Origin of the sequence: Pseudoalteromonas sp. 1CM17D (assembly GCF_023161805.1) — a bacterium.
GTDB classification, from domain to species: Bacteria; Pseudomonadota; Gammaproteobacteria; order Enterobacterales; family Alteromonadaceae; genus Pseudoalteromonas; species Pseudoalteromonas atlantica.
The window spans coordinates 552940-573589 of record NZ_JALNTP010000001.1; the positions used below are offsets into that span (position 1 = coordinate 552940).

17 protein-coding genes are annotated in these 20650 nt (G+C 40.9%); 3 read left to right on the plus strand and 14 right to left on the minus strand.

The window, feature by feature from the left end:
- Window positions 1–3: 3 nt before the first annotated feature.
- Together egtD and egtB are read right to left on the minus strand one after the other, a co-directional pair.
- Complete coding sequence (gene egtD / locus MSC25_RS02485) at window positions 4–978, minus strand: L-histidine N(alpha)-methyltransferase (protein WP_248442431.1); 975 nt, start codon at window positions 976–978, stop codon at window positions 4–6.
- Window positions 975–2249 (minus strand): ergothioneine biosynthesis protein EgtB, encoded by a 1275-nt coding sequence (egtB, locus tag MSC25_RS02490; protein ID WP_248442433.1) that lies wholly within the window; start codon window positions 2247–2249, stop codon window positions 975–977. The genes egtD and egtB overlap by 4 nt, the downstream gene beginning before the upstream one ends.
- Window positions 2250–2684: 435 nt before the next feature.
- Between egtB and MSC25_RS02495 the strand changes: the two genes are divergently transcribed.
- On the plus strand, window positions 2685–4265 hold the full coding sequence (locus tag MSC25_RS02495) for a BCCT family transporter (protein WP_248442435.1): 1581 nt from the start codon (window positions 2685–2687) through the stop codon (window positions 4263–4265).
- Between the two features lie 118 nt (window positions 4266–4383).
- Here the strand turns inward: MSC25_RS02495 and MSC25_RS02500 are convergent, their stop codons facing one another.
- The 5 genes from MSC25_RS02500 to MSC25_RS02520 form a co-directional block, all read right to left on the minus strand.
- Window positions 4384–5088, minus strand: a complete 705-nt coding sequence (locus tag MSC25_RS02500; RefSeq protein WP_248442437.1) for a 3'-5' exonuclease — start codon at window positions 5086–5088, stop codon at window positions 4384–4386.
- A gap of 3 nt (window positions 5089–5091) precedes the next feature.
- Window positions 5092–6987 carry a DUF294 nucleotidyltransferase-like domain-containing protein gene (locus MSC25_RS02505; RefSeq protein WP_248442439.1) on the minus strand — a complete coding sequence of 632 codons (1896 nt, stop codon included), beginning with the start codon at window positions 6985–6987 and terminating at the stop codon, window positions 5092–5094.
- Window positions 6988–7124: 137 nt separating this feature from the next.
- Entirely contained in the window at window positions 7125–10202 is a 3078-nt protein-coding gene (locus tag MSC25_RS02510) for an efflux RND transporter permease subunit (RefSeq protein ID WP_248442442.1), read from the minus strand.
- Window positions 10203–10204: 2 nt separating this feature from the next.
- Entirely contained in the window at window positions 10205–11221 is a 1017-nt protein-coding gene (locus MSC25_RS02515; protein WP_248442444.1) for an efflux RND transporter periplasmic adaptor subunit, read from the minus strand.
- A 253-nt stretch (window positions 11222–11474) separates the two neighbouring features.
- Window positions 11475–12482, minus strand: a complete 1008-nt coding sequence (locus MSC25_RS02520) for a rhodanese-related sulfurtransferase (RefSeq protein WP_248442447.1) — start codon at window positions 12480–12482, stop codon at window positions 11475–11477.
- A 198-nt stretch (window positions 12483–12680) separates the two neighbouring features.
- On the opposite strand from MSC25_RS02520, the gene MSC25_RS02525 reads away from it, so the two are divergent.
- Both MSC25_RS02525 and MSC25_RS02530 read left to right on the plus strand, forming a co-directional pair.
- Complete coding sequence (locus MSC25_RS02525; RefSeq protein ID WP_248442449.1) at window positions 12681–14006, plus strand: DEAD/DEAH box helicase; 1326 nt, start codon at window positions 12681–12683, stop codon at window positions 14004–14006.
- A gap of 2 nt (window positions 14007–14008) precedes the next feature.
- A complete protein-coding gene (locus tag MSC25_RS02530; protein WP_248442451.1) occupies window positions 14009–14839 on the plus strand; it encodes a S1-like domain-containing RNA-binding protein in 831 nt (276 codons plus the stop codon).
- A gap of 249 nt (window positions 14840–15088) precedes the next feature.
- Here MSC25_RS02530 and MSC25_RS02535 read toward each other — a convergent pair whose 3' ends face one another.
- The 7 genes from MSC25_RS02535 to cmk form a co-directional block, all read right to left on the minus strand.
- Window positions 15089–15463 (minus strand): hypothetical protein, encoded by a 375-nt coding sequence (locus MSC25_RS02535; protein ID WP_004587876.1) that lies wholly within the window; start codon window positions 15461–15463, stop codon window positions 15089–15091.
- Between the two features lie 91 nt (window positions 15464–15554).
- Window positions 15555–16259 (minus strand): orotidine-5'-phosphate decarboxylase, encoded by a 705-nt coding sequence (gene pyrF, locus MSC25_RS02540; protein ID WP_248442454.1) that lies wholly within the window; start codon window positions 16257–16259, stop codon window positions 15555–15557.
- 46 nt (window positions 16260–16305) lie between these two features.
- The gene (gene lapB, locus MSC25_RS02545; protein ID WP_054982456.1) at window positions 16306–17442 is read right to left on the minus strand and encodes a lipopolysaccharide assembly protein LapB; all 1137 of its coding nucleotides are present in this window, start codon (window positions 17440–17442) and stop codon (window positions 16306–16308) included.
- Between the two features lie 2 nt (window positions 17443–17444).
- Window positions 17445–17726, minus strand: coding sequence for a LapA family protein (locus MSC25_RS02550; protein WP_248442456.1), 282 nt, complete (start codon window positions 17724–17726; stop codon window positions 17445–17447).
- 21 nt (window positions 17727–17747) lie between these two features.
- Entirely contained in the window at window positions 17748–18035 is a 288-nt protein-coding gene (ihfB, locus tag MSC25_RS02555; protein ID WP_004587872.1) for an integration host factor subunit beta, read from the minus strand.
- Window positions 18036–18100: 65 nt separating this feature from the next.
- A complete protein-coding gene (gene rpsA, locus MSC25_RS02560) occupies window positions 18101–19768 on the minus strand; it encodes a 30S ribosomal protein S1 (RefSeq protein WP_004587871.1) in 1668 nt (555 codons plus the stop codon).
- Between the two features lie 95 nt (window positions 19769–19863).
- Window positions 19864–20574 carry a (d)CMP kinase gene (gene cmk, locus MSC25_RS02565; protein WP_248442458.1) on the minus strand — a complete coding sequence of 237 codons (711 nt, stop codon included), beginning with the start codon at window positions 20572–20574 and terminating at the stop codon, window positions 19864–19866.
- Between the last annotated feature and the right edge of the window lie 76 nt (window positions 20575–20650).

Genomic DNA, 20650 nt, shown 5'->3' on the forward strand with positions numbered 1-20650 from the left:
CTATTACATTGGCCTTAGTAGGCAAAGTGCAAAGTAGCTTTTCTCGTCTTGCCATGTTTGTTCAAGCGATAAATTAGCCTGAGCAGCAAGATTTTTAAACGACTCAAGCGTATATTTGTGCGAGTTTTCAGTGTGAATACTCTCTCCCGCTACAAAGTCTATTTGCTTATCGTTAATGACCACGCTTTGATTACACTTGCTCACTAAATGCATTTCAATACGGCTGTGCACTTCGTTAAATCGCGATTCGTGTTTAAAATTATCTAAAATAAACGTGCCATTTAACTCGTTATTTATACGCTGGAGCAAGTTTTTATTAAAGGCGGCGGTAATGCCGGCCTTGTCATCGTAAGCATCAAGTAACACTTGTCGCTCTTTTACTAAATCAATACCTATTAATACATAGCCATCAACACCACATAAACGGTGGAAATTATTCATTATTTCAATGGCTTTTACTGGCGCAAAGTTACCCAGTGTAGAGCCTGGAAAATAAACTAAATTTGTTTGGCTGTCTAAGGCGGTGTCTTTTGTTAACTGCTTAACCATTTTGCTATGGGTAAAATCACCTAGCAATGGCGTAATGGCCAGCTCCGGAAATAACGGTGATAAATGCGCTAACGAGTAATTAAGCATCTCTGATGATATTTCAAAAGGAACAAAGGTTTTTACATTGCTCATATGGGCGAGTAAATACGCGACCTTTTTACCCGAGCCACAACCAGGCTCAATAATTGATAGGTTCCCGGGCAGTCTATTAGCGATAGCTTTTGAGTAATCTTCTAATATGGCAAGTTCAGTGCGGGTAACATAGTACTCTTGCAATGAGGTTATTTGCTCGAATAAAGCAGCCCCTTTATCATCGTAAAAATACTTACACGGCAGCGACTTTTGCTGTTGAGCAAGCCCATGTAATACATCATTTAAAAAGTCTAGATCGGTTATTGATTGCTGATTAATTGCTGTTACTTGGCTCATAGTATGTCCTTTGCTAGTCTAATGCCGCTGCACATCCACGCTTGGTGCGGATAAAAAAAGTTACGGTAGGTCTGTCTTAAATGATCTTTTGGGGTAAATACACACCCGCCACGCAAAACCATTTGGTTATTCATAAATTTACCATTGTATTCCCCTGCAGCTCCGCTAAAGGGTTTAAAGCCTGGGTAAGGTAAATAGGCGCTATTAGTCCACTGCCAGCATGTATCGCTTAACTGCGAGATAACATCTGGGTTTTTACATACACATGGCGTAAGCAAATCGTTTTGCTGTTGCTTAAGTGCTTGCTGCTGCGCTACATACTCCCATTCAAACTCAGTAGGTAGGCGCGCATTTACAAAATTAGCATAGGCTGCCGCTTCAAAATAACTTACATGGCTCACTGGCGCATCTAAATTTAAAGGCTGCATTCCGTAGAGAGTAAATTCAAACCACTGCCCGTCAATATACTGCCAGTATAAAGGGTGACTAAGTTGCTCGGTGTTTATATTAGCCCAGCCATCACTTAACCAAAATGAAGGGTTTTTATACCCGCCCGCCTCTATAAATTGTAAGTACTCTCTATTAGTCACTAATCGATTAGCAAAACTAAACGCATGGATAAGGGCCTGATGTTTAGGTTGTTCGTTATCGTACGAAAAGCCGTTTTTAGCATCAGCCCCTATATTGGTTATGCTTTGGCTAAATTCGGTATATTTTAAAGTGACTAACGAATCACTCACCTTTATTAAGTTATTTGGGGTTTGGCTGTAGGCAGGAAAGCTTGGATTAACCGAAAAATTATATTTAATATCCATTAGCATGAGCTCTTGATGTTGCTGCTCATGATTCAGCCCAAGTTCTATAATATTGCACAGTGTTTGGTTAGTGCCTAATTGAAGCAGCTCGTTTAGCGCATTATCAACATAGGTTCTGTAGCGCAACACCACCTCTAAACTGGGGCGAGATAAACATCCTCTATTAGCACGCTTAAACTGCTCACCTATGCCGTTATAGTAGGAGTTAAAAAGTACCTTAAATTGTTCATCAAAGAGCGTGTAGTTAGGCAGATACTTAGCAAGTAAAAATGTTTCAAAAAACCACGTAGTATGAGCTAAGTGCCATTTCATTGGGCTTGCATCATCCATTGCTTGTAGTTGGCAATCTTCTGCGCTGAGGTTTTTTATAAGTGTGAGACTATGTTGGCGAATTGACTGAAATTGAGCGTGTATTTTTTCAGTACTGTGCGCTTCATTCGTTTTCGTGTTTAGCATATTAAAGTTAGTCCTTTTCACTCTTTGCGATTAAATAAAGCCTACCCCAGATTTTACCTTTATGCATGTTACATAATGATTAAATCAAACCCTCTACCCATTTAAAACGTAGACCAATGTATTAACGACTAAACGAGTTTGGTGGCGCTGCTTTAATTTTAGTTTAATAACAAACTAATTTTTAACACTCACTGAATTAACAATAGCTTATCTTTTTAGTGATAAATAGCTTTTAGCGCTAAGTAATCAGGCATATATAACCAAATAGTTTTACATTTACGATTTAACTCATACACTATTAAGGGTATGATCAGCGATTAATTTAGTTAGTCCTCAAATAAGTTTTATTGTAAATAATGCAACTTACTTTGTGGCTAATTAACTTAGTGTTATGCCGGAACTCTCTGGCTTGTTAGGACAACATAAGAGGTATTCATGAGCGAAAATCATGACAAGTATAGTATTGATAATACGGACTACACCGTAGGTCAAGATAACGTGCAAAAATGGGGGTTTGATATACATAATCCTGTTTTTGGTATTAGTGCCGGTTTGATTGTCATCTTTTTAGTCGCCATTCTCGTTTCGGATGCGCAAACAGCCAAAGCAACGCTTGATGGTATTAAGCTCGATATAATAAATAACTTTGATGCGTTTTTTATGTGGGCAGCAAACTTCTTTGTTATATTTTGTTTGGCATTAATTGTATCGCCCTATGGTAATATTCGTTTAGGCGGAGAAGGAGCTAAACCAACGCACTCGCGTATGTCATGGCTTGCTATGTTATTTGCCGCAGGTATGGGTATTGGGTTAATGTTTTGGGGTGTTGCAGAGCCTGTAGCTTACTTTACCGGCTGGTACGAAACCCCACTTAATGTAACCGCAAATACGCCTGAGGCTGCAAAAGTGGCCATGGGTGCAACCATGTTTCACTGGGGTCTTCACCCGTGGGCTATTTATGCCGTTGTAGCGCTCTCACTTGCGTTTTTTACTTATAATAAAGGTCTTCCTTTATCAATCCGTTCAATTTTTTATCCACTATTAGGCGACAGAGCTTGGGGCTGGCCTGGTCATATTATTGATATTCTTGCCGTGCTTGCCACTTTGTTTGGTCTTGCAACCTCGTTAGGTTTAGGCGCGCAGCAGGCTTCTGCAGGTATTAATCATGTATTTGGTACTGATGGCGGCGTAGGCGCACAATTATTGGTTATTATTGGCGTTACCTTACTAGCTATTATCTCAGTAGTACGCGGCATTGATGGCGGCGTAAAGGTCCTTAGTAATATAAACATGCTTATTGCATTTGCCTTACTTCTGTTTGTTGGTTTAGTTGGCTTTGCTGTGGCAATCGGTAACGTACCAAATACGGTTATGGGTTATGTTGAAAATATTATTCCACTGAGCAACCCACATGGCCGTGAAGACGAAACATGGATGCACGGTTGGACTGTATTTTACTGGGCATGGTGGATTTCGTGGTCACCGTTTGTAGGTATGTTTATTGCGCGTGTTTCTCGTGGTCGTACAATTAGAGAGTTTTTAATCGCTGTATTATTAATTCCTACTGCGGTTACTATTTTATGGATGTCTATTTACGGCGGCATTGCAATAGACCAAGTTGTTCAAGGTGTAGGTAGCTTAGGCATAAACGGTTTAACCGATGTACCTATGGCGATGTTCCAAATGCTAGACGAACTGCCTATGTCGAGCGTGCTTTCGTTCCTAGCTGTGGTTTTAGTATTAGTGTTTTTCATTACCTCTTCTGACTCGGGTTCATTAGTTATCGACTCAATTACAGCAGGCGGTAAAGTGGATGCGCCAGTACCACAACGCATCTTTTGGGCTACGGTTGAGGGCTCTATTGCTGCTGCTCTATTATGGATTGGCGGTACAGAGGCGATTCAAGCATTACAAGCGGGTGCTGTTTCAACAGGTCTTCCGTTTACTTTAGTGTTACTACTAATGTGTGTAAGCCTATTATTAGGATTACGTACTGAGCCTCGCGCTGTTAAATAATTAGTCGCTTGCCAGTAAACTAAAAAACGCCGCATAATATGCGGCATTTTTATTGGCTAAGCTAAACGCTGGTTAATAATTTAACTCTGTATTGCATTCGCTAAAATTTAAAATAGATTTAACTTAGTAATTCAGCCAGTGGCGTATCATCGCGGTAATGGTATTGCAGCTGTGCAATCAACAGCTCTGCTGTGGCTAATGCATCAGTTAGCGCATTGTGATTATGATAAGCAGGCAAAGAGTATCGACTGCGGCAATCTGTGAGTCTAAGAGAGCCTACCTTTTGATTAAAAAAACGCCCTATTAAGCCTTGGCGGGCGCGCAACGCTCGTTGCTCAATTTCCATGGTATCGACTAATGCAAACTGGATCCCTTCGTTAATTCTCGCAAGTAATGCATTGTTTAAAAAGTGCCGCTCTATCGCTGCATAATGCACCACCACCACTTTACCACTAAGTGCATTAAGTAGCGGCCCTAGTCGAGAGTTTAAATCAGGAGCATCATCCACTTCTGAATGCGTAATACCATGAATAACAATCGACTCCTCGCTTAAGCTTTTACGAGGCTGTACTACCCAATGCTTAGCATGTGTGCAATATACTCTTTGCACTGTAAAGGGGACTAAGCCAATACTGACTATATCGTCCACCTCACTATTTAGACCGGTTGTCTCAAAATCAAGAGCCACAAACGAAATGTCTTTTATGGGCGTGTGCGTATCACCATAAGCGTGCTGATAAAACGCTTTTAAATGCTCATTTTTAGCGTTGTTAGCCAGTGTTTTATAATGAGCCTGCCAGTCAAAATACGATTGCTTAGCCATTCGCTACTTAACACCCGCATTGGCTGAGTAGCTAAACTTTAAGTAGCTTTGTGCTTTTTCGAGTATGGCAAACGCCTCTTTTAAATTGCGTTGCTCAAACGGCGAAAGCAAATGCGGGTCTATGTCGTTATCGGGCTCTTCTTCTTGCTCTATTTGCCATGCTTGATGGCGAATTCGCATCATGGCAATGTATTCTAACGCGTCACGTAAATCTTGTGCTTTACCCTCAGGTAACAGGCGCGATTCAATAATATCTTCAAGGCGTTCAAACGAATTTTGCTTACGAGAGCCTATCGCCAGTGCATGCACTCTTATCACATCAGAAAGCGGTGCGGTGCCTCTGCGTTTTAAGTTCATTGAGCGCTTATGCTGGCCGTTATGTTCAAGCACAAAGCCTTTAAAAAACCCAAGTGGCGGTGTGCGGTTTCGGGCATTGGCAGCCATATTTGCTAAAAACACACGGTTTTGTTTACTTTGCTTAGCAATAAAAATTTTAAGCTCCTCGGCCCATTTTGTTTTACCCCACACCCCATCTAAATCAAAAAATATTGAGCTGTTAAGCAGTGCTTGTGGTTTAGGTAAGGCTATCCACTGTGAGAATTGATCAAACCATTGCGAGCGTGTTTTACGCCATTTTTTGAACGAGGCCATAATTTCGCCGCTGCAATAGGTATAACCACATTGCGCTAAGCCATCACACACAAAATCAGAAATATTTTGAAAGTACTCGTTGTGTTTTTCATCATCGTAATTGTCATCCAAAATAAGCGCGTTATCTTGATCTGTTACAATAAGTTGTTCGTCTCGCGCCATAGAGCCTAACGCTATAAAACAGTAAGGTACTGGCGGCGGGCCATATTTTTCTTCAGCCAGTACTAATAAGCGCTGTTTAAAAGTACGCCCTATTACCGCCATTGCCGTACCAATCATATGTGAATTAGCATCTTCGTTTACCATACGTACAAATACATTGGGCAGCTGGCGCGCGTAATGTGCTAAATCTTCAATGGTTTGCTGCGCTAAAATACCGCGCACCAAGAGTAGACTACTTTGCGACTCGTACCTTAAAATATCGGATAGTGAAATAACCCCAATAGGTCGGCGCTTTTGTACCACAGGTAAGTGGTGCAAGTTGTCGCGCAGCATGGCAAGGACGGCTTCAAATACATAAGCATTAGAATCAAGCAGTACAAGATTAGTCGACATAATTTTATCTGCGGTAACATCAAGCCCTAGGCCTTCGGCTACCACTTTTGTGCGTATATCGCGGTCGGTAATAATGCCTACTATTTGCCCATCGTCTTCTTCTGGGTCGTCGCTTATTGGTTTGTCTAAATCGGTAACTAACACAGAAGATACCGCTTCTTCTGTCATTACTTTAGCCACATCCTGTATGGTGGTTTGCGTACTTAGCGTTACCACATCGCGATGAATGAGCGACTTAACTTTGGCGGTTGTTAAATCGTTGCTGTCGGCTTGCTCAACTAACGCTTGGCGAAGGCGTACATTGCCATCGGCTTCAAAATAATCAGCAAAGCCGTCAAACTCGTCACAAAAACGGTTAAACAGCGTAAAGTTAATACAGTACACTAGGGTATCTTCGAGCGCCTTTGCAGGAAAGCGCACTTTACGATTCATCAACAAGCCCATTTGGCCAAAAATACCGCCCACATCTAAGCGGTTATAAAGCTCGTTATTACGACGATAAATTTCTACAGAGCCACTGCGAATTATAAATAAATCAGCGATGTCTTGGCCTAACGTTAAAATATCAGTTTGCGAGCGGTAGTAAGCTACCTCAACTTGTTGCGCAAGCTCGTTTAAAGCGTTTGTCGGTAAGTCATCAAATGGCGGGTGCTGCGCTAAAAACTGCGCAATTTCAACTTGTTCGGCTTGCATTGGGGATTCCTTGTGGCCACACAAAAAGGCATGTATATGCTTAAGTGGCTATCTTAACAAACAAGTAGTGCCAATCAAGCCATAACCATGCCCAGCACACTTTTAATTTAAAAACGTTGCTGGGCATGGCTTTAAGGTTAGATTTTTTCAAGCTCTTGTGCGAGCTGCTTAGATTCATCCCCCCTTGGCGTGGTAAAGCGTGCTAAGCCTAAGTAAATTACCGGAGTAAGATAAAGCGTAAACAACACCGCAAGTGCTAATCCGCCAAACACCACCCAGCCAATTGCATTTCGGGCCTCAGCCCCTGCGCCTGTAGAGAGAATTAACGGCAATGCGCCAAGTAATGTAGATATAAGGGTCATCGTAATTGGGCGTAAACGTACCAGCGCAGCTTGCTCGACGGCTTTTCTGACCGTTAAACCTTGATCGCGTAATTGGTCTGCAAATTCAACAAGCAAAATTGCGTTTTTAGCGATTAAGCCTATCAGCATCACTAAACCAATTTGAGAGTAAATATTTAACGACGTGCCGGTTAAATAAAGCGCTAATATGGCCGAGGTAATACCAAAGGGAACGGTTATCATAACCACAATGGCACTATTTACATTTTCAAATTGAGCAGCCAATACTAAAAATACAATTAAAAAAGCAAGTACATAAGTTACAAGTACTTCGCTGGATGTTTCTTCATACGTTAGCGCTTCGCCTTTAAACGCAAGTGCAATACCTGGCTCTAACGATTGCTCAGACACCGTTTTTATTTGCTCTACTAAAGCAGCAATGGTTAACGATTCTGGCAACTCCATACTGAGCTCTATTGAGCGGCGCTGGGCATGACGTTCAAGCTCTGCAGCCACCCCCTCTTCAGAAATATAGGCCACACTACTTAATGGTACTAAACTGCTATTACCCGCTCTGATATATAAATTAGCCAAATCACTTGGACTGTTTATGGTTTGGTTTTGCGCTTGTAGCATAATTGGCACAGACTGATCGCCAATGTTTAAATCTTCTACATCGTCGCCATTTATTGCTGCGCGCAAGGTAATGGCAATGTCGTCTAGCGATACACCGAGCTCTTGTGCACGGCGTCTGTCTATATTTACTCTAAGTTGTGGTTGCGATGGCTGATACGAAATACGCACAGGTGCCACCTCAGGAACGGCTTTTTCTAATGCCGCAGAAAACTGCTGAGCCGCTTTAAATATTTGCAAATAATCTTGCCCAAGCAACGCTATTTCAACGCCTCCCCCTTGGCCACGTAAATTTAAACTATTAGCCCCACCAGGATAGGCCGGTGCTCCTGGAATATCGCCAAGTGGCTGGCGTATCTTATTAATAATTTCTTGTTGGCTAAAATGGCGCTCATCCCAATGCTTTAATGGCACAGTAATAAACACAATATTAGGGTCCCATTGACCTACCACAGTATAAATAGACTCAATTTCTCCGCTATCGACAAACGGAAGTAAAATATCTTCCATTTTTATCGCTTGCCTATCCATAAAGTTTAGTCCTACACCATCTGGGCCACGTGCAAATATACGAATTTTACCTCGGTCTTCTGTGGGTAAAAGCTCGCTGTCTAAACTGGCGTATAACGCTCCTGAGCCTGCTGCAACCAATAAACAAAGCGCAAACGTAAGCCATGCATGGTTAAGCACTTTATGAATTGTTTTTGTATAAATACCACCCAACCAATGGCCTAGTTTAGCAAATGGGTGAAAACCGCCCTGCTTTAACTTTAATTTGGAGGTAAGAGCAGGCACTAATGAAAGTGCCACAAAGCTTGATATAATTACCGCACCGGCAAGTACACCACCAAACTCTCTAAATAATCGACCCGCAGTAGAGGGTAAAAACGCAATAGGTATAAATACAGCGGCAAGTACAGCCGTGGTTGCTACAACAGCAAAAAACACCTCGCGCGTGCCTATTACAGCAGCTGCCCGACGCCCTAAACCTAGCCCCCGCTGGCGCTGAATATTTTCACTTACTACTATGGCATCATCAACAATTAAGCCTGTGGCTAATACTAGCGCCAACAAGGTTAAAATATTTATTGAAAAACCCAGTGCCCATATAAGTGCTAAAGAACCTATTAAAGCAACAGGAATAGCAAAAGCAGGCACTAAAGTGGCGCGCCAAGAACCAATAAATACCCACAAAGTGACAACCACTAACAATACTGTAAGCAATAAAGAGTAAATTACTTCATCTACTGAGCTTCTTATAAATTGTGCGTCATCGGAGGTAAGTGTAAATTCCATTTCTGGAAAGCGCGTTTGCATGCTTGTAATAAGCTTTAGCACTTCATCTGATATTTCAATTGTATTTGATTGTGCTTGTCGAATAATTTCCATACCAATAACGGGCTTACCGTTTAGCCTTACCATAGAGCGCGGATCGGCAGGGCCAAAATACACAGCTGCAATATCACTAATTCGGGTATCGCCTTGTATTATAATATCGCCAACTTGTTCTGGAGTAATAGAGGTTGCATCGGCACGTACAATAATTTGCTGATCGTTTGACTTTAAACTCCCTGCTGGCACATCAAACGGTGCTTGGCTAAGCACTTGTGCTACATCGGGCACTGTTAAATTAAAGCTACTTAGTTTTAGCGGGTTTATCCGTACTCTTAATACGCGTTCTCTATCACCGTTTAAGCGTACATCTGCGACACCCGGAATAGTTAAAAATTGCGGCGCTAAGTCAACATTTACGCGCTCGGTAAGTGCTTCAAGCGATAAATTTTCACTTGAAACAGTGAGAGACACAACTGCTTCGGCGTCGTTGTCGGCTTTAATAATAGAAACACGCTCGACCTCCTCTGGAAGGTCTCGCTCTACACGTGCAACAGACTCACGCGTTTCATTCGCGGCGTCATCTAAATTTATGCCTGGTCTAAATTCGACCACAATACGTGCATTTCCCTCTTCACTTTGTGCCCGTATCGATTTAACGCCACTTACACGCGATACTGCGCCTTCTAACTTGCTGGTTACTTCGGTATCAACGGTCTCAGGCGAGCCACCAGGAAATGGCGCCGAAACCGTAATACGTGGTCTATCTACATCAGGAAGCTCTCTTACTTCAACACCCGCAATAGCGGCAATACCTGCAATAATAATTAATAAGTTAAGCACCACAATAAGTACTGGGCGGCGAATCGCCATTGAGGGCAAGTCTTGCATCATAGGTTGCTGTTTCATACCTACTCCTGCGAATCTTGTAAGGGTAAATTAAAGCTTAGCTCTTGGCCTGCACGTAAGCGTTGTACCCCTTCAATTACTAAAGTATCGCCTTTATTTAACGGCCCAGAAACCAATAATCGCCCCGCCAAGCGCTGCTCTATTTTTACATCAACACGTGTGGCTTTTTTATCAACGCTGGTCCATACATACGGGCCTGTTGCCCCCCACAGTAATGCAGCCTCAGGAACTGCAGCAAAACGCTCGCCTAACACTTCAATATGTACTCTAAAGCTCATACCAGGTAAAAATTGTTGTTTTTCATTATTTAGCTTGGCTTTAACACGTAAAGTACGAGTTTGTGGGTCTACGCGTGAGTCTAAATAAGCAATATCAGCGTTAATGGCAGTGTCTGATTGCCAAGGAAACACCGTTAAGTTGCTTTTATTACGCAGCATACTGATAGCCGACTCCGGTGCGTTAAAATTTATGTACAAGCTTGTTGTGTCATCTATTGTGGCAATGGGTGTTTGCTCGGTTATTCTATCGCCTACCTCAACATCTGTTAAACCCATAATGCCATTTATTGGCGCAATTACTTTTCTGTCTTCAAGCTCAGTTTGGGCCTGTATGAGGGTGACTTTGGCAAGCTCTACAACGGTTTTAGCATCATCAACATCGCTTTTAGGTACTGCGCCTTTGGCCTGACTTTGTTCTAATCGTTTTAGTATTCGCTGGGTGTCGGCAAGTTTAATTTTAGCCTCATCAAGCGCTGCTTTTTGCCTACGAGAATCAAGTTCGAGTAAAGTATCGCCTTTTTTTACTTTATCACCTGGCTTAAAAAAAACGCCTGTTACTCTATCGCCTACTGCAGGGTACATTACAACCGAATGTATTGCCTCTGTATTTCCTACCGCTTGCACTTGTTGTTTAGCACTTTCGAGGGCAATTTTTTGTACAACAACGTTCGCGCTCATTGCAGGAACGCTGAAAAACAGCAGCGAACTAAGCACACCGATTAAAAAGTTTTGCGATTTCAAAGTAACACCTTAATTAATTATTATTTCCATTACCTTACGAAGTCTAACAGCTGATTGATCAATAGGTAGGATAGAACGATAAATTAGCAAAACTATAAGATGAAATTAAATTGGTAATACCAATTAATTTTTGAAAAAGGCGCCTAATGACTAAGCATTTATACAAATACAGGCAGGATTAAACTAAAAAGTGGCTATATAAATAAAAAAGCCCAGTATAAACTGGGCTATGTAGATAATAGGTAGTTAAAGATTATTTACCGCGCTGGGCTTCTTTTTGTGCTTTTTTAGCTTCTTTACGTTGTTGTAAAACCGCTTGCGCTTCATTACCAATGTGCCCTTCACCACGTGCTTGTGCTAATTCTATTTGCTTTTGACGCTCAGCAAAACGAGCACGTTGCTCATCGGTTACATTATCAATACAGTGATGACACGAAACACCTTCCATGTATTCTGGCTTTTGCTTTTCTTCTTCTGTAATCGGCATACGACACGCATGACATTGATCGTAAGAGCCTTTTTGTAAATCATGATTTACTGCTACACGATTATCAAAAACAAAACACTCGCCTTCCCACATTGTGTCTTCTTTTGGCACTTCTTCTAGGTATTTTAAAATACCGCCTTCAAGGTGGTAAACCTCATCAAACCCTTGCTCTTTCATGTAAGCCGTTGATTTTTCGCAGCGAATACCACCGGTACAAAACATGGCTACTTTTTTGTGTTTTTCTGGGTCTAAATTTTCTTTAGCCCACTGAGGGAACTCTCGGAAAGTTTTGGTATTAGGATCGACTGCATTTTGAAAAGTGCCAATTTCAATTTCGTAATCGTTACGTGTATCAATCAAAATCACTTCAGGGTCTGATATTAATGCATTCCACTCTTTAGGCTTAACATAGCTTCCCACTACTTTTAGTGGGTCAACCCCTTCAACGCCCATAGTAACAATTTCGTTTTTTAGCTTTACTTTAGTGCGGTAAAACGGGCATTCATCATCGAATGATTCTTTAGTCACTATGTCTTTTAGGTTTTCTTGTGTTTCTAACCACGCAAGTAAGTTATCTATTCCTTCGCGCTTAGCCGATACAGTACCGTTAATACCTTCAGCAGCAAGCAATAAAGTACCGCGTACTTCGTTTGCTTCCATCACATCTAAAAGAGGTTTACGTAGCGCTTCAAAATTTGGCAAACCTACAAATTTGTACATTGCACACACTATAAAGTGCTCGTTTGTTACATCATCTTTATGAACAGCAGTCATTTTACTTCCTATTTTGCTTTGATAGCCTTAAGTGGCGTTTACCGAATCGTAAATCCGGCGCATATGGGGCGCGTATTTTACGCTTTTTATAATTAATTGCAAAAAATAGCGCGTTAGAATGGTTTTTACTGTCGGCATAACCCTTGTGTAAGCTATAATGCGGCCATTAATTTAAGTTGCACATTGGAGAACACGACTTTGCACTTTACTGATCTTGGGATTGATACTCGCCTTGAAACACAATTAGCACATCAAGGGATCACCCAGCCCACAGATATTCAAGCACATGCAGTGCCTACCGCACTTGCAGGGCATGACATTTTTGCTCAGTCTAAAACTGGGTCGGGCAAAACATTAGCGTTTTTATTACCTGCTGTTCAGCGAGTTATGAAACAAAAAGCGCTCAGTAAACGCGATCCACGTGTCCTCATTGTTGCACCAACCCGTGAGCTTGCAACGCAAGTATTTACGCAATTGCGTTTATTAATTGCGGGCACAAACATTAAAGCTGTAAAAATACTCGGTGGCGAGAACTTTAACGATCAAATTAAAGCCCTTCGTAACGACCCGCACTTTGTTGTGGCAACCCCAGGGCGTTTGGCCGATCACATCACAAAACGCTCATTACAATTAAGTGGGTTAGAGCTATTAATTTTTGATGAAGCCGACCGTATTTTAGACTTAGGTTTTACTGAACAGCTGAAAATGATTAACGAGCAAGCTAATCACCGCTTGCGCCAAACATTGTTGTTTTCAGCGACACTAGATCACGCTCAAGTAGATGCCCTATCGCGTAATTTATTAAAAAAGCCAAAACAAATTACACTGAGCGCCGCTAACGAGCAACACAGTGATATTAAACAAACACTCTATTTAGCCGATCACCTTGATCATAAAGAAGCGTTACTTGAGCATTTTTTAAAACAAGATGATGTTGGCCAATGTATTATATTTACAGCAACCCGTGCCGATACCAGCCGTTTAAGTGAAGCATTAAATGCAAAAGGTTTTAAATCGGTGGCTTTAGCTGGCGATTTAACACAGAGCAAACGCCTTGAGATCATGGACTCGTTTAGCCGCGAAAACTTTAAAATTTTGATCACCACTGATGTCGCTTCGCGAGGATTGGACTTATTAAGTGTAACGCACGTAATCAATTTTGATTTACCAAAACACGCTGAAGAGTATGTACACCGTATAGGTCGTACAGGCCGCGCCGGATTTAAAGGTAATGCATTATCGCTAGTAGGCCCTAAAGACTGGGCAAGCTACTTAGCAATTAAGTCGTTTTTGAACGACGAGCTGGCTTTTGCAAGCGTTGATGGCCTTAAAGCTAAATTTAAAGGTATAAAAGAGAAAAAGCCAGCAACAGCCGCTGTAAAAACTAAAAAAGTTGCACAGGTCAAAAAGCCGCAAGTTAAACGCAAGGCAAAACCTAAAAAACCAGCTGCACCTATAAAAGCCCCAATGAACATTGATGGCAATTCACCAATGCGCCGTAAAAAAAAGCCTGAGCAGGAATAATTATGAGTTACCTAGGAACAACACAAACCTTATTTGTAAAAGAAGTGAGCAATGAAGGTGCTTACCTTGATGGCCACGATTTAGGGGAAGTGTTTTTACCAAAACACGAAATTAAAGATGAACTTGAAGCTGGCGATAGCATAAGCGTTTTTATCTTTTTAGATAACGCCAATTTAGCTACAGCAACAGTAAAAAAACCCCATGCCCAAGTAGGTGAATACGCACTGCTTCGTGTTAAAGAAATAAATAGCATCGGCGCTTTTTTAGATTGGGGTCTTGAGAAAGATGTTTTAGCTCCATTTAACGAGCAAAAACCACGTATGCAAGAAGGTCATTCTTACTTAGTTCGCTTATATTTAGATAATGCAAGCCAACGTATTTGTGCATCAAGCAACTTTAATCGCTTTTTATCAAAAGATGAGCCTGAGTACACTTATCTTCAAGAAGTTGATTTAATTGTTGCTGGAAAAACAGATATTGGCTACAAAGTGCTTATTGAAGAGTCTCACTTTGGGGTTGTGTTTTACAACATGGTATTTAAAAACTTATTTGTAGGGCAAAAGCTTAAAGGGTTTGTTCAAAAAGTACGAGAAGACGGAAAAATCGACGTTATACTTGAAAAGCCAGGCATGGGTAAAGTAAGTGAACTTGGCGATAAAATAATGGAAAAGCTTAAAAACGAAGGCGGCATACTAGCCATTGGTGATAAATCTGATCCTGAGCTTATCAAAAAAGTATTTTCAACCAGTAAAGCTAACTACAAAAAAGCCATTGGTGGTTTATTTAAGCAAGGCTTGATAGACATAGAAGCCAAATCTATCCGCTTAAAATAATTGTACACTTTTTATAAGCGCTAACATTATGTTGGCGCTTATAGTTAAATTTTTTCTAAATAGTTTAATTAAATGATTATTCAAAGATGATAAAACGTTTTGATGAATAAAAAACGTTATTTAGCTATTATCACTAACGGCACTTATATTGCCCTATTTTCTGCCCTCACCTTCGCGTAAATGAAGGTTTTAAACAAAGCTAACACTAGGTTTACCCTTCAAGAATAATTATGGAATTACTAATAGGCATTAGCCCATAATACGCTTATACGGTAACGTGCATTCTGTATATTGCTTTGAATAATCAAGTATCTCAGCTTTGGTTTCTAAGCTTAGTGGCGCCAACCTAAATACTTTATTTTCACATTCACTTTGTTTGTCGTCGTGATTTGAAATGCAATCTGACGTAGTTACGTTTTGGCGCGTTAAGCGCTCTTCATTTTTATAGCATAAGTGGTGTGCGTAGCCATGCATGGTTTGCTTAAATTCAAATAAATCGACAGGGTAATTTGCGACTAAGTCAGTAATCGTCGCTACTCCATCATAAGCTTTACTAGAAAAAACATATTTATTTACTGAAAAACCTGCAACAACAATTAAAATAGATCCAAAAATTAACTTCAAAATAAACCCCTTACTGCATTCTTAGTACTAATGTAGCATAAAAATGTATTCATAAAAGGGGTTTAGCACTAAATAATTGCTTTTTGTTAACTTAAACTAGTGATTTATTAACATCGGCTAAAGTTTGTACCGGATCTGACGATTGTGTGATTGGTCTTCCAATCACTAAGTAATCGCTACCCGCTTCAATAGCTTGCTTAGGTGTCATAATGCGTTTTTGGTCGCCCACATCACTACCAGCCGGACGAATGCCTGGAGTAACTAGCTTAAACTCGCTACCTAATTGTGCTTTTAGCGCTTTCGCTTCTTGGGCAGAACATACTACGCCATCAAGCCCTGCATCTTTTGTTAATTTAGCTAAATGAATAACTTGTTCTTGCGCTGATTTTTCAACACCCAAACGCTTTAGTTCAGCTTCGTCCATGCTGGTTAGCACTGTCACTGCAATTAATAAAGGTGCTTTATCACCAAACTTTTCAAGTGCCTGCTTTGCCTTATTCATCATTTCAAAACCACCTGATGCATGAACGTTTACCATCCAAACGCCCATATTAGCCGCTGCGGTGACCGCTTTTGCAACTGTATTAGGGATATCATGAAATTTTAAATCTAAAAATACGTCAAAGCCTAAATCGATTAACTGTTTAACGAATGCAGGGCCAAAATAAGTAAACATTTCTTTGCCTACTTTTAAGCGACACGTATCTGGTGAGAGTTTTTTTACAAAATTAAGAGCCGCGTCTTGTGAATCGTAATCTAGGGCAATAAGAACTTTTTTTGTATCTTCTAAAGACATAACTATCCTAATGAATGGCAGTAAAGTTATAAATAGTTGGGGGTTATTAAAATCCGTCTAGGCCTCTACTTGGCACAATGGTTTCCCAATGTTTACAAGATGGGCAGTTCCAATAAATAGTGTGGCTTGTAAAACCACAATGTTGGCATTGAAAGTCTGGTTTTGTAGCTATATACGACGTAACTAGCTTATCAATTTCATCAAGTACTTCTTTGGTATTTGGATTTTTATCACCCATTAGCTGTAGTAAAAAGCTAAAACCTCGAATTGTAGGCTGACGTTTTAAGCTGTCGGTTAAAAAATCAAATGCCTGTTTAGTATTTCCTTGCTCTAACAGTGCTTGGCAATGTTTTATTTTTATTAGCACCCCGCCTTTATCGAGCAAGTCACATAATAAATCATGAAACTGATGTGTTAAATTTAACTGCTTATAACTATGTGCAAGCTGGTCAATAAACAAAGGCGCAAATAACGTAAATTGGCAAACGAGTTCACGCCAATAGTAAATTGCTTTTACGTAGTCTTCACTTGTGTAAGCCGATAACCCTAATTCGTATAAAGGGCGAACCGCTTTGTAATTTAAGCTAATGGCTTTGTTCATTAATTGTGGTTTATTTTCGCTTAAGGCAGCTTCGCTGTAAAAATTAGCAATTGCTTTAAAATGCTGCTCTTTGACAAATAACTCACTATGGGCTTCGAACATATTAATGCCCTTTTCCCACTCTCGGGTTTGCGAGTATAAAGTAATAATTGGGTCAAGTGCTTGTTCATGCCCAGCTTTAACAAGCCACACTAAATGCTCTTCTGCACCGTCTAATAAGCCGGCCATAATATAATCTTCAGCTAATTCTAAACGGCTAGCGGCAGCTTGTTGTTCATTTAAGCTTGGGTGTTTTAAAAGGAGTTCATGAATTTTTATTGCGCGGTCAAGCTCACCTCTTCGGCGAAACATGGTAGCAAGGGTTGAGTAGTGGTCAACAGAGTCAGCAGCCACTTCTAATAGGTTTATTAGGTGCTCTAAGCCCTGATCTTCTTCTCTGTCTAGTAAAAACTTTAAGCCTTTACTGTATTCTGAAGTGATTTGGCGATTGAGTTGATGAGCTTGGTTTTTTGCACTATTTTTGCCCATAATCCAGCCATAACCGGCAGCAACAGGCAGTAGTAAAAACAAAAGCTCAATCATGATTAGGTGTCTTTATTAGCAATAAGCTTACTATTATTTTTTTCTGGCGCTAATTGTTTTTTTAAGCGGTAATTTTGCCACTTTAATTTAGAAAACAATTTAAAGCTAATAAAACACCCTATTATTACACCCAGTATAAAGCAGATACTTATTATTACAGCGAGTGGCAAGGTATTACTGGCAATAATATAATTGATTTTTACTAATTGTGGATTTTGAGAGCCCAATAAAAATGCGCAAAATAGGCATAGTACAACCAGAATAATTTTTAATACCTTAAACAAGTAACTACTCCAACTGGTTAACTAGGCAATACTCTCGTTTACGCGGTCGCGTAATTCTTTGCCTGGTTTAAAATGAGGTACGTGCTTACCATCAAGCTCTACTGTATCGCCAGTCTTAGGATTACGACCTGTGCGAGGAGCGCGGTAATGCAAAGAGAAACTACCAAAACCTCTGATCTCAATACGATCTGAAGTAGATAATGAGCCGGCCATTTGTTCAAGAATTTCTTTTACTGCATTTTCAACATCTTTCACTGGAACGTGTGCGTGCTGTTCGGCAAGTGTTTCTATCAGTTCTGACTTAGTCATAGCGTTTCCTTAAAGAGAATAGTGGAAGGGCAAAACTGCCCTTCCAATTAAAAACTAATTAGTAATTAGTCTTTTTGTGCATTTGCGAAAGCAGCTGCCATTGCGTTTTCAAACACTGGCTCTTCTTTCTTAAGCTTCTCTAGTACTTCTTTCTCTTCTGCTTCGAAAAGAGCTTTAACAGATAAGCTTAAAGTGCGGTTCTTACGATCAACGCCAACGTATTTAGCTTCGATTTCGTCGCCTACAGAAGCAACAGTTGTTGCATCTTCAACGCGCTCTTGAGCGATATCAGCTACACGGATGTAACCTTCAACGCCTTCGATAAGCTCTACAGTTGCGCCTTTCGCATCAACTTCAGTCACTTTACCTTTAACAATAGCACCTTTTTTGTTTGCATCAAGGTAGTTATTGAACGGGTCAGCTTCGATTTGCTTAACACCTAGAGAGATACGTTCACGCTCTGGGTCAACTTGCAATACGATAGCAGTGATTTCGTCGCCTTTCTTGAATTCACGTACAGCTTCTTCGCCAGGCGTGTTCCAAGAAATGTCTGAAAGGTGTACAAGACCATCAATACCACCGTCAAGACCGATAAAGATACCGAAGTCAGTGATTGATTTGATCTTACCAGTAACTTGGTCGCCTTTGTTTTGTAGACGAGCAAATTCCTGCCAAGGATTAGCAATACATTGCTTAAGACCAAGAGAAATACGACGACGTTCTTCGTCGATTTCAAGAACCATAACTTCAACAGTGTCACCTAGTGAAACAACTTTTGAAGGGTGGATGTTCTTGTTAGTCCAATCCATTTCAGAAACGTGAACTAGACCTTCAACGCCTTCTTCGATTTCTACGAAGCAACCGTAATCAGTAAGGTTAGTTACACGACCAGAAAGCTTAGAACCTTCTGGGTAACGACCAGCGATAGCTGCCCATGGATCTTCGCCAAGCTGTTTAAGGCCTAGAGATACACGAGTTTTATCTTTGTCGAATTTAAGAACTTTAACTGCGATTTCGTCGCCAACATTAACGATTTCTGAAGGGTGCTTAACACGCTTCCACGCCATATCAGTGATGTGTAGTAGACCATCAACACCACCAAGGTCAACGAATGCACCGTAGTCAGTAAGGTTCTTAACGATACCTTTAACTTCTTGACCTTCAACAAGGTTAGCAAGAAGCTCTTCACGTTCTTGTGAGTTTTCAGATTCGATAACTGCACGACGTGAAACAACAACGTTGTTACGTTTTTGGTCAAGCTTGATTACTTTAAATTCAAGCTCTTTGCCTTCAAGGTGAGTTGTGTCACGTACTGGACGAACATCAACAAGTGAACCAGGTAGGAAAGCACGGATTGAATCAACTTCAACTGTGAAACCGCCTTTAACTTTACCGTTGATAACACCAGTAACAGTCTCTTGCTCTTCACATGCTTTCTCAAGACGGATCCACGCTTCGTGACGCTTCGCTTTCTCACGAGAAAGGATAGTTTCACCGAAACCGTCTTCGATTGCATCTAGTGCAACATCTACTTCGTCGCCTACAGCAACTTCTAGTTCACCAGCAGCATTTTTGAACTGCTCTGCAGGGATAGCACTTTCTGATTTAAGACCAGCATCTACAAGTACAATGTTATTCTCGATAGAGATTACTGTACCTTTAACAATAGAGCCTTGCTCTGCTTCAAAACCCTTTAAGCTTTCTTCAAATAACTGCGCAAAATTTTCTGACATACGAATATACGTCTCATATATTAATACCAATAAGCAACCATGCTGCATGGGGTTGTTAAAATAGCACTGGCGTCCTGCTGGTGCATAAAATGTGTTTAGCTTCGTTTAGGAAACTTGCCTTGTGAGATAGCAATATCGACTAAAGTTATAACTTTATCAAACACTTGCTGAGCATTAAGCTCGCTTGTGTCTATTTCAATTGCATCATCAGCAGGAACAAGCGGCGCAACGGTGCGATTCATATCGCGCTCATCACGAGCTTGAATGTCCTGTAATAGACCACTTAGTGTAACATCAAGGCCGCGCTCATTCAACTCAACATAACGTCTGCGCGCGCGTTCTTGTGCACTAGCGGTTAAATATATTTTTAATGGTGCGTCTTGAAAAACCACGGTGCCCATATCTCGGCCATCAGCAATTAAGCCCCGTTCGGTTTTAAACGCACGCTGGCGTCGAAGTAACGCTTCACGTACACGCGGTAATGCAGCCACTTTTGAAGCAGCTGCCCCAACCTCTTCATTACGAATTGTCGAGGTTACATCTTCGCCTTCTAAAATAACTTTTCCAGCATTAGTTTGGCTATCAACCAAAAACTGCACATCTAAGTTTGCAGCAAGCGGGACAAGCGCTTCTTCGTTGTCTAATGCTATTTGGTGATGAAGTGCGGCAAGGGATAATACACGGTAAATTGCGCCGCTATCCAATACATCCCACCCCAATTTGTCGGCTAACAAGCGACAAACAGTTCCTTTACCTGAACCACTTGGGCCATCAACGGTGATTACGGGCATTAATAACGCCTGCATTTAAAACCTCCTGCAATGCACACCTAAATAAAACCGCGATATTATACGTCACTTCTGCAAATAGATCCGCTTTAGT

Coding starts and splice junctions, on each gene's coding strand:
- egtD (WP_248442431.1), bottom strand. CDS start 978: ATGAGCCAAGTAACAGCAATTAATCAGCAATCAATAACCGATCTAGAC.
- egtB (WP_248442433.1), bottom strand. CDS start 2,249: ATGCTAAACACGAAAACGAATGAAGCGCACAGTACTGAAAAAATACAC.
- MSC25_RS02495 (WP_248442435.1), top strand. CDS start 2,685: ATGAGCGAAAATCATGACAAGTATAGTATTGATAATACGGACTACACC.
- MSC25_RS02500 (WP_248442437.1), bottom strand. CDS start 5,088: ATGGCTAAGCAATCGTATTTTGACTGGCAGGCTCATTATAAAACACTG.
- MSC25_RS02505 (WP_248442439.1), bottom strand. CDS start 6,987: ATGCAAGCCGAACAAGTTGAAATTGCGCAGTTTTTAGCGCAGCACCCG.
- MSC25_RS02510 (WP_248442442.1), bottom strand. CDS start 10,202: ATGAAACAGCAACCTATGATGCAAGACTTGCCCTCAATGGCGATTCGC.
- MSC25_RS02520 (WP_248442447.1), bottom strand. CDS start 12,482: ATGACTGCTGTTCATAAAGATGATGTAACAAACGAGCACTTTATAGTG.
- MSC25_RS02530 (WP_248442451.1), top strand. CDS start 14,009: ATGAGTTACCTAGGAACAACACAAACCTTATTTGTAAAAGAAGTGAGC.
- pyrF (WP_248442454.1), bottom strand. CDS start 16,259: ATGTCTTTAGAAGATACAAAAAAAGTTCTTATTGCCCTAGATTACGAT.
- lapB (WP_054982456.1), bottom strand. CDS start 17,442: ATGATTGAGCTTTTGTTTTTACTACTGCCTGTTGCTGCCGGTTATGGC.
- ihfB (WP_004587872.1), bottom strand. CDS start 18,035: ATGACTAAGTCAGAACTGATAGAAACACTTGCCGAACAGCACGCACAC.
- rpsA (WP_004587871.1), bottom strand. CDS start 19,768: ATGTCAGAAAATTTTGCGCAGTTATTTGAAGAAAGCTTAAAGGGTTTT.
- cmk (WP_248442458.1), bottom strand. CDS start 20,574: ATGCAGGCGTTATTAATGCCCGTAATCACCGTTGATGGCCCAAGTGGT.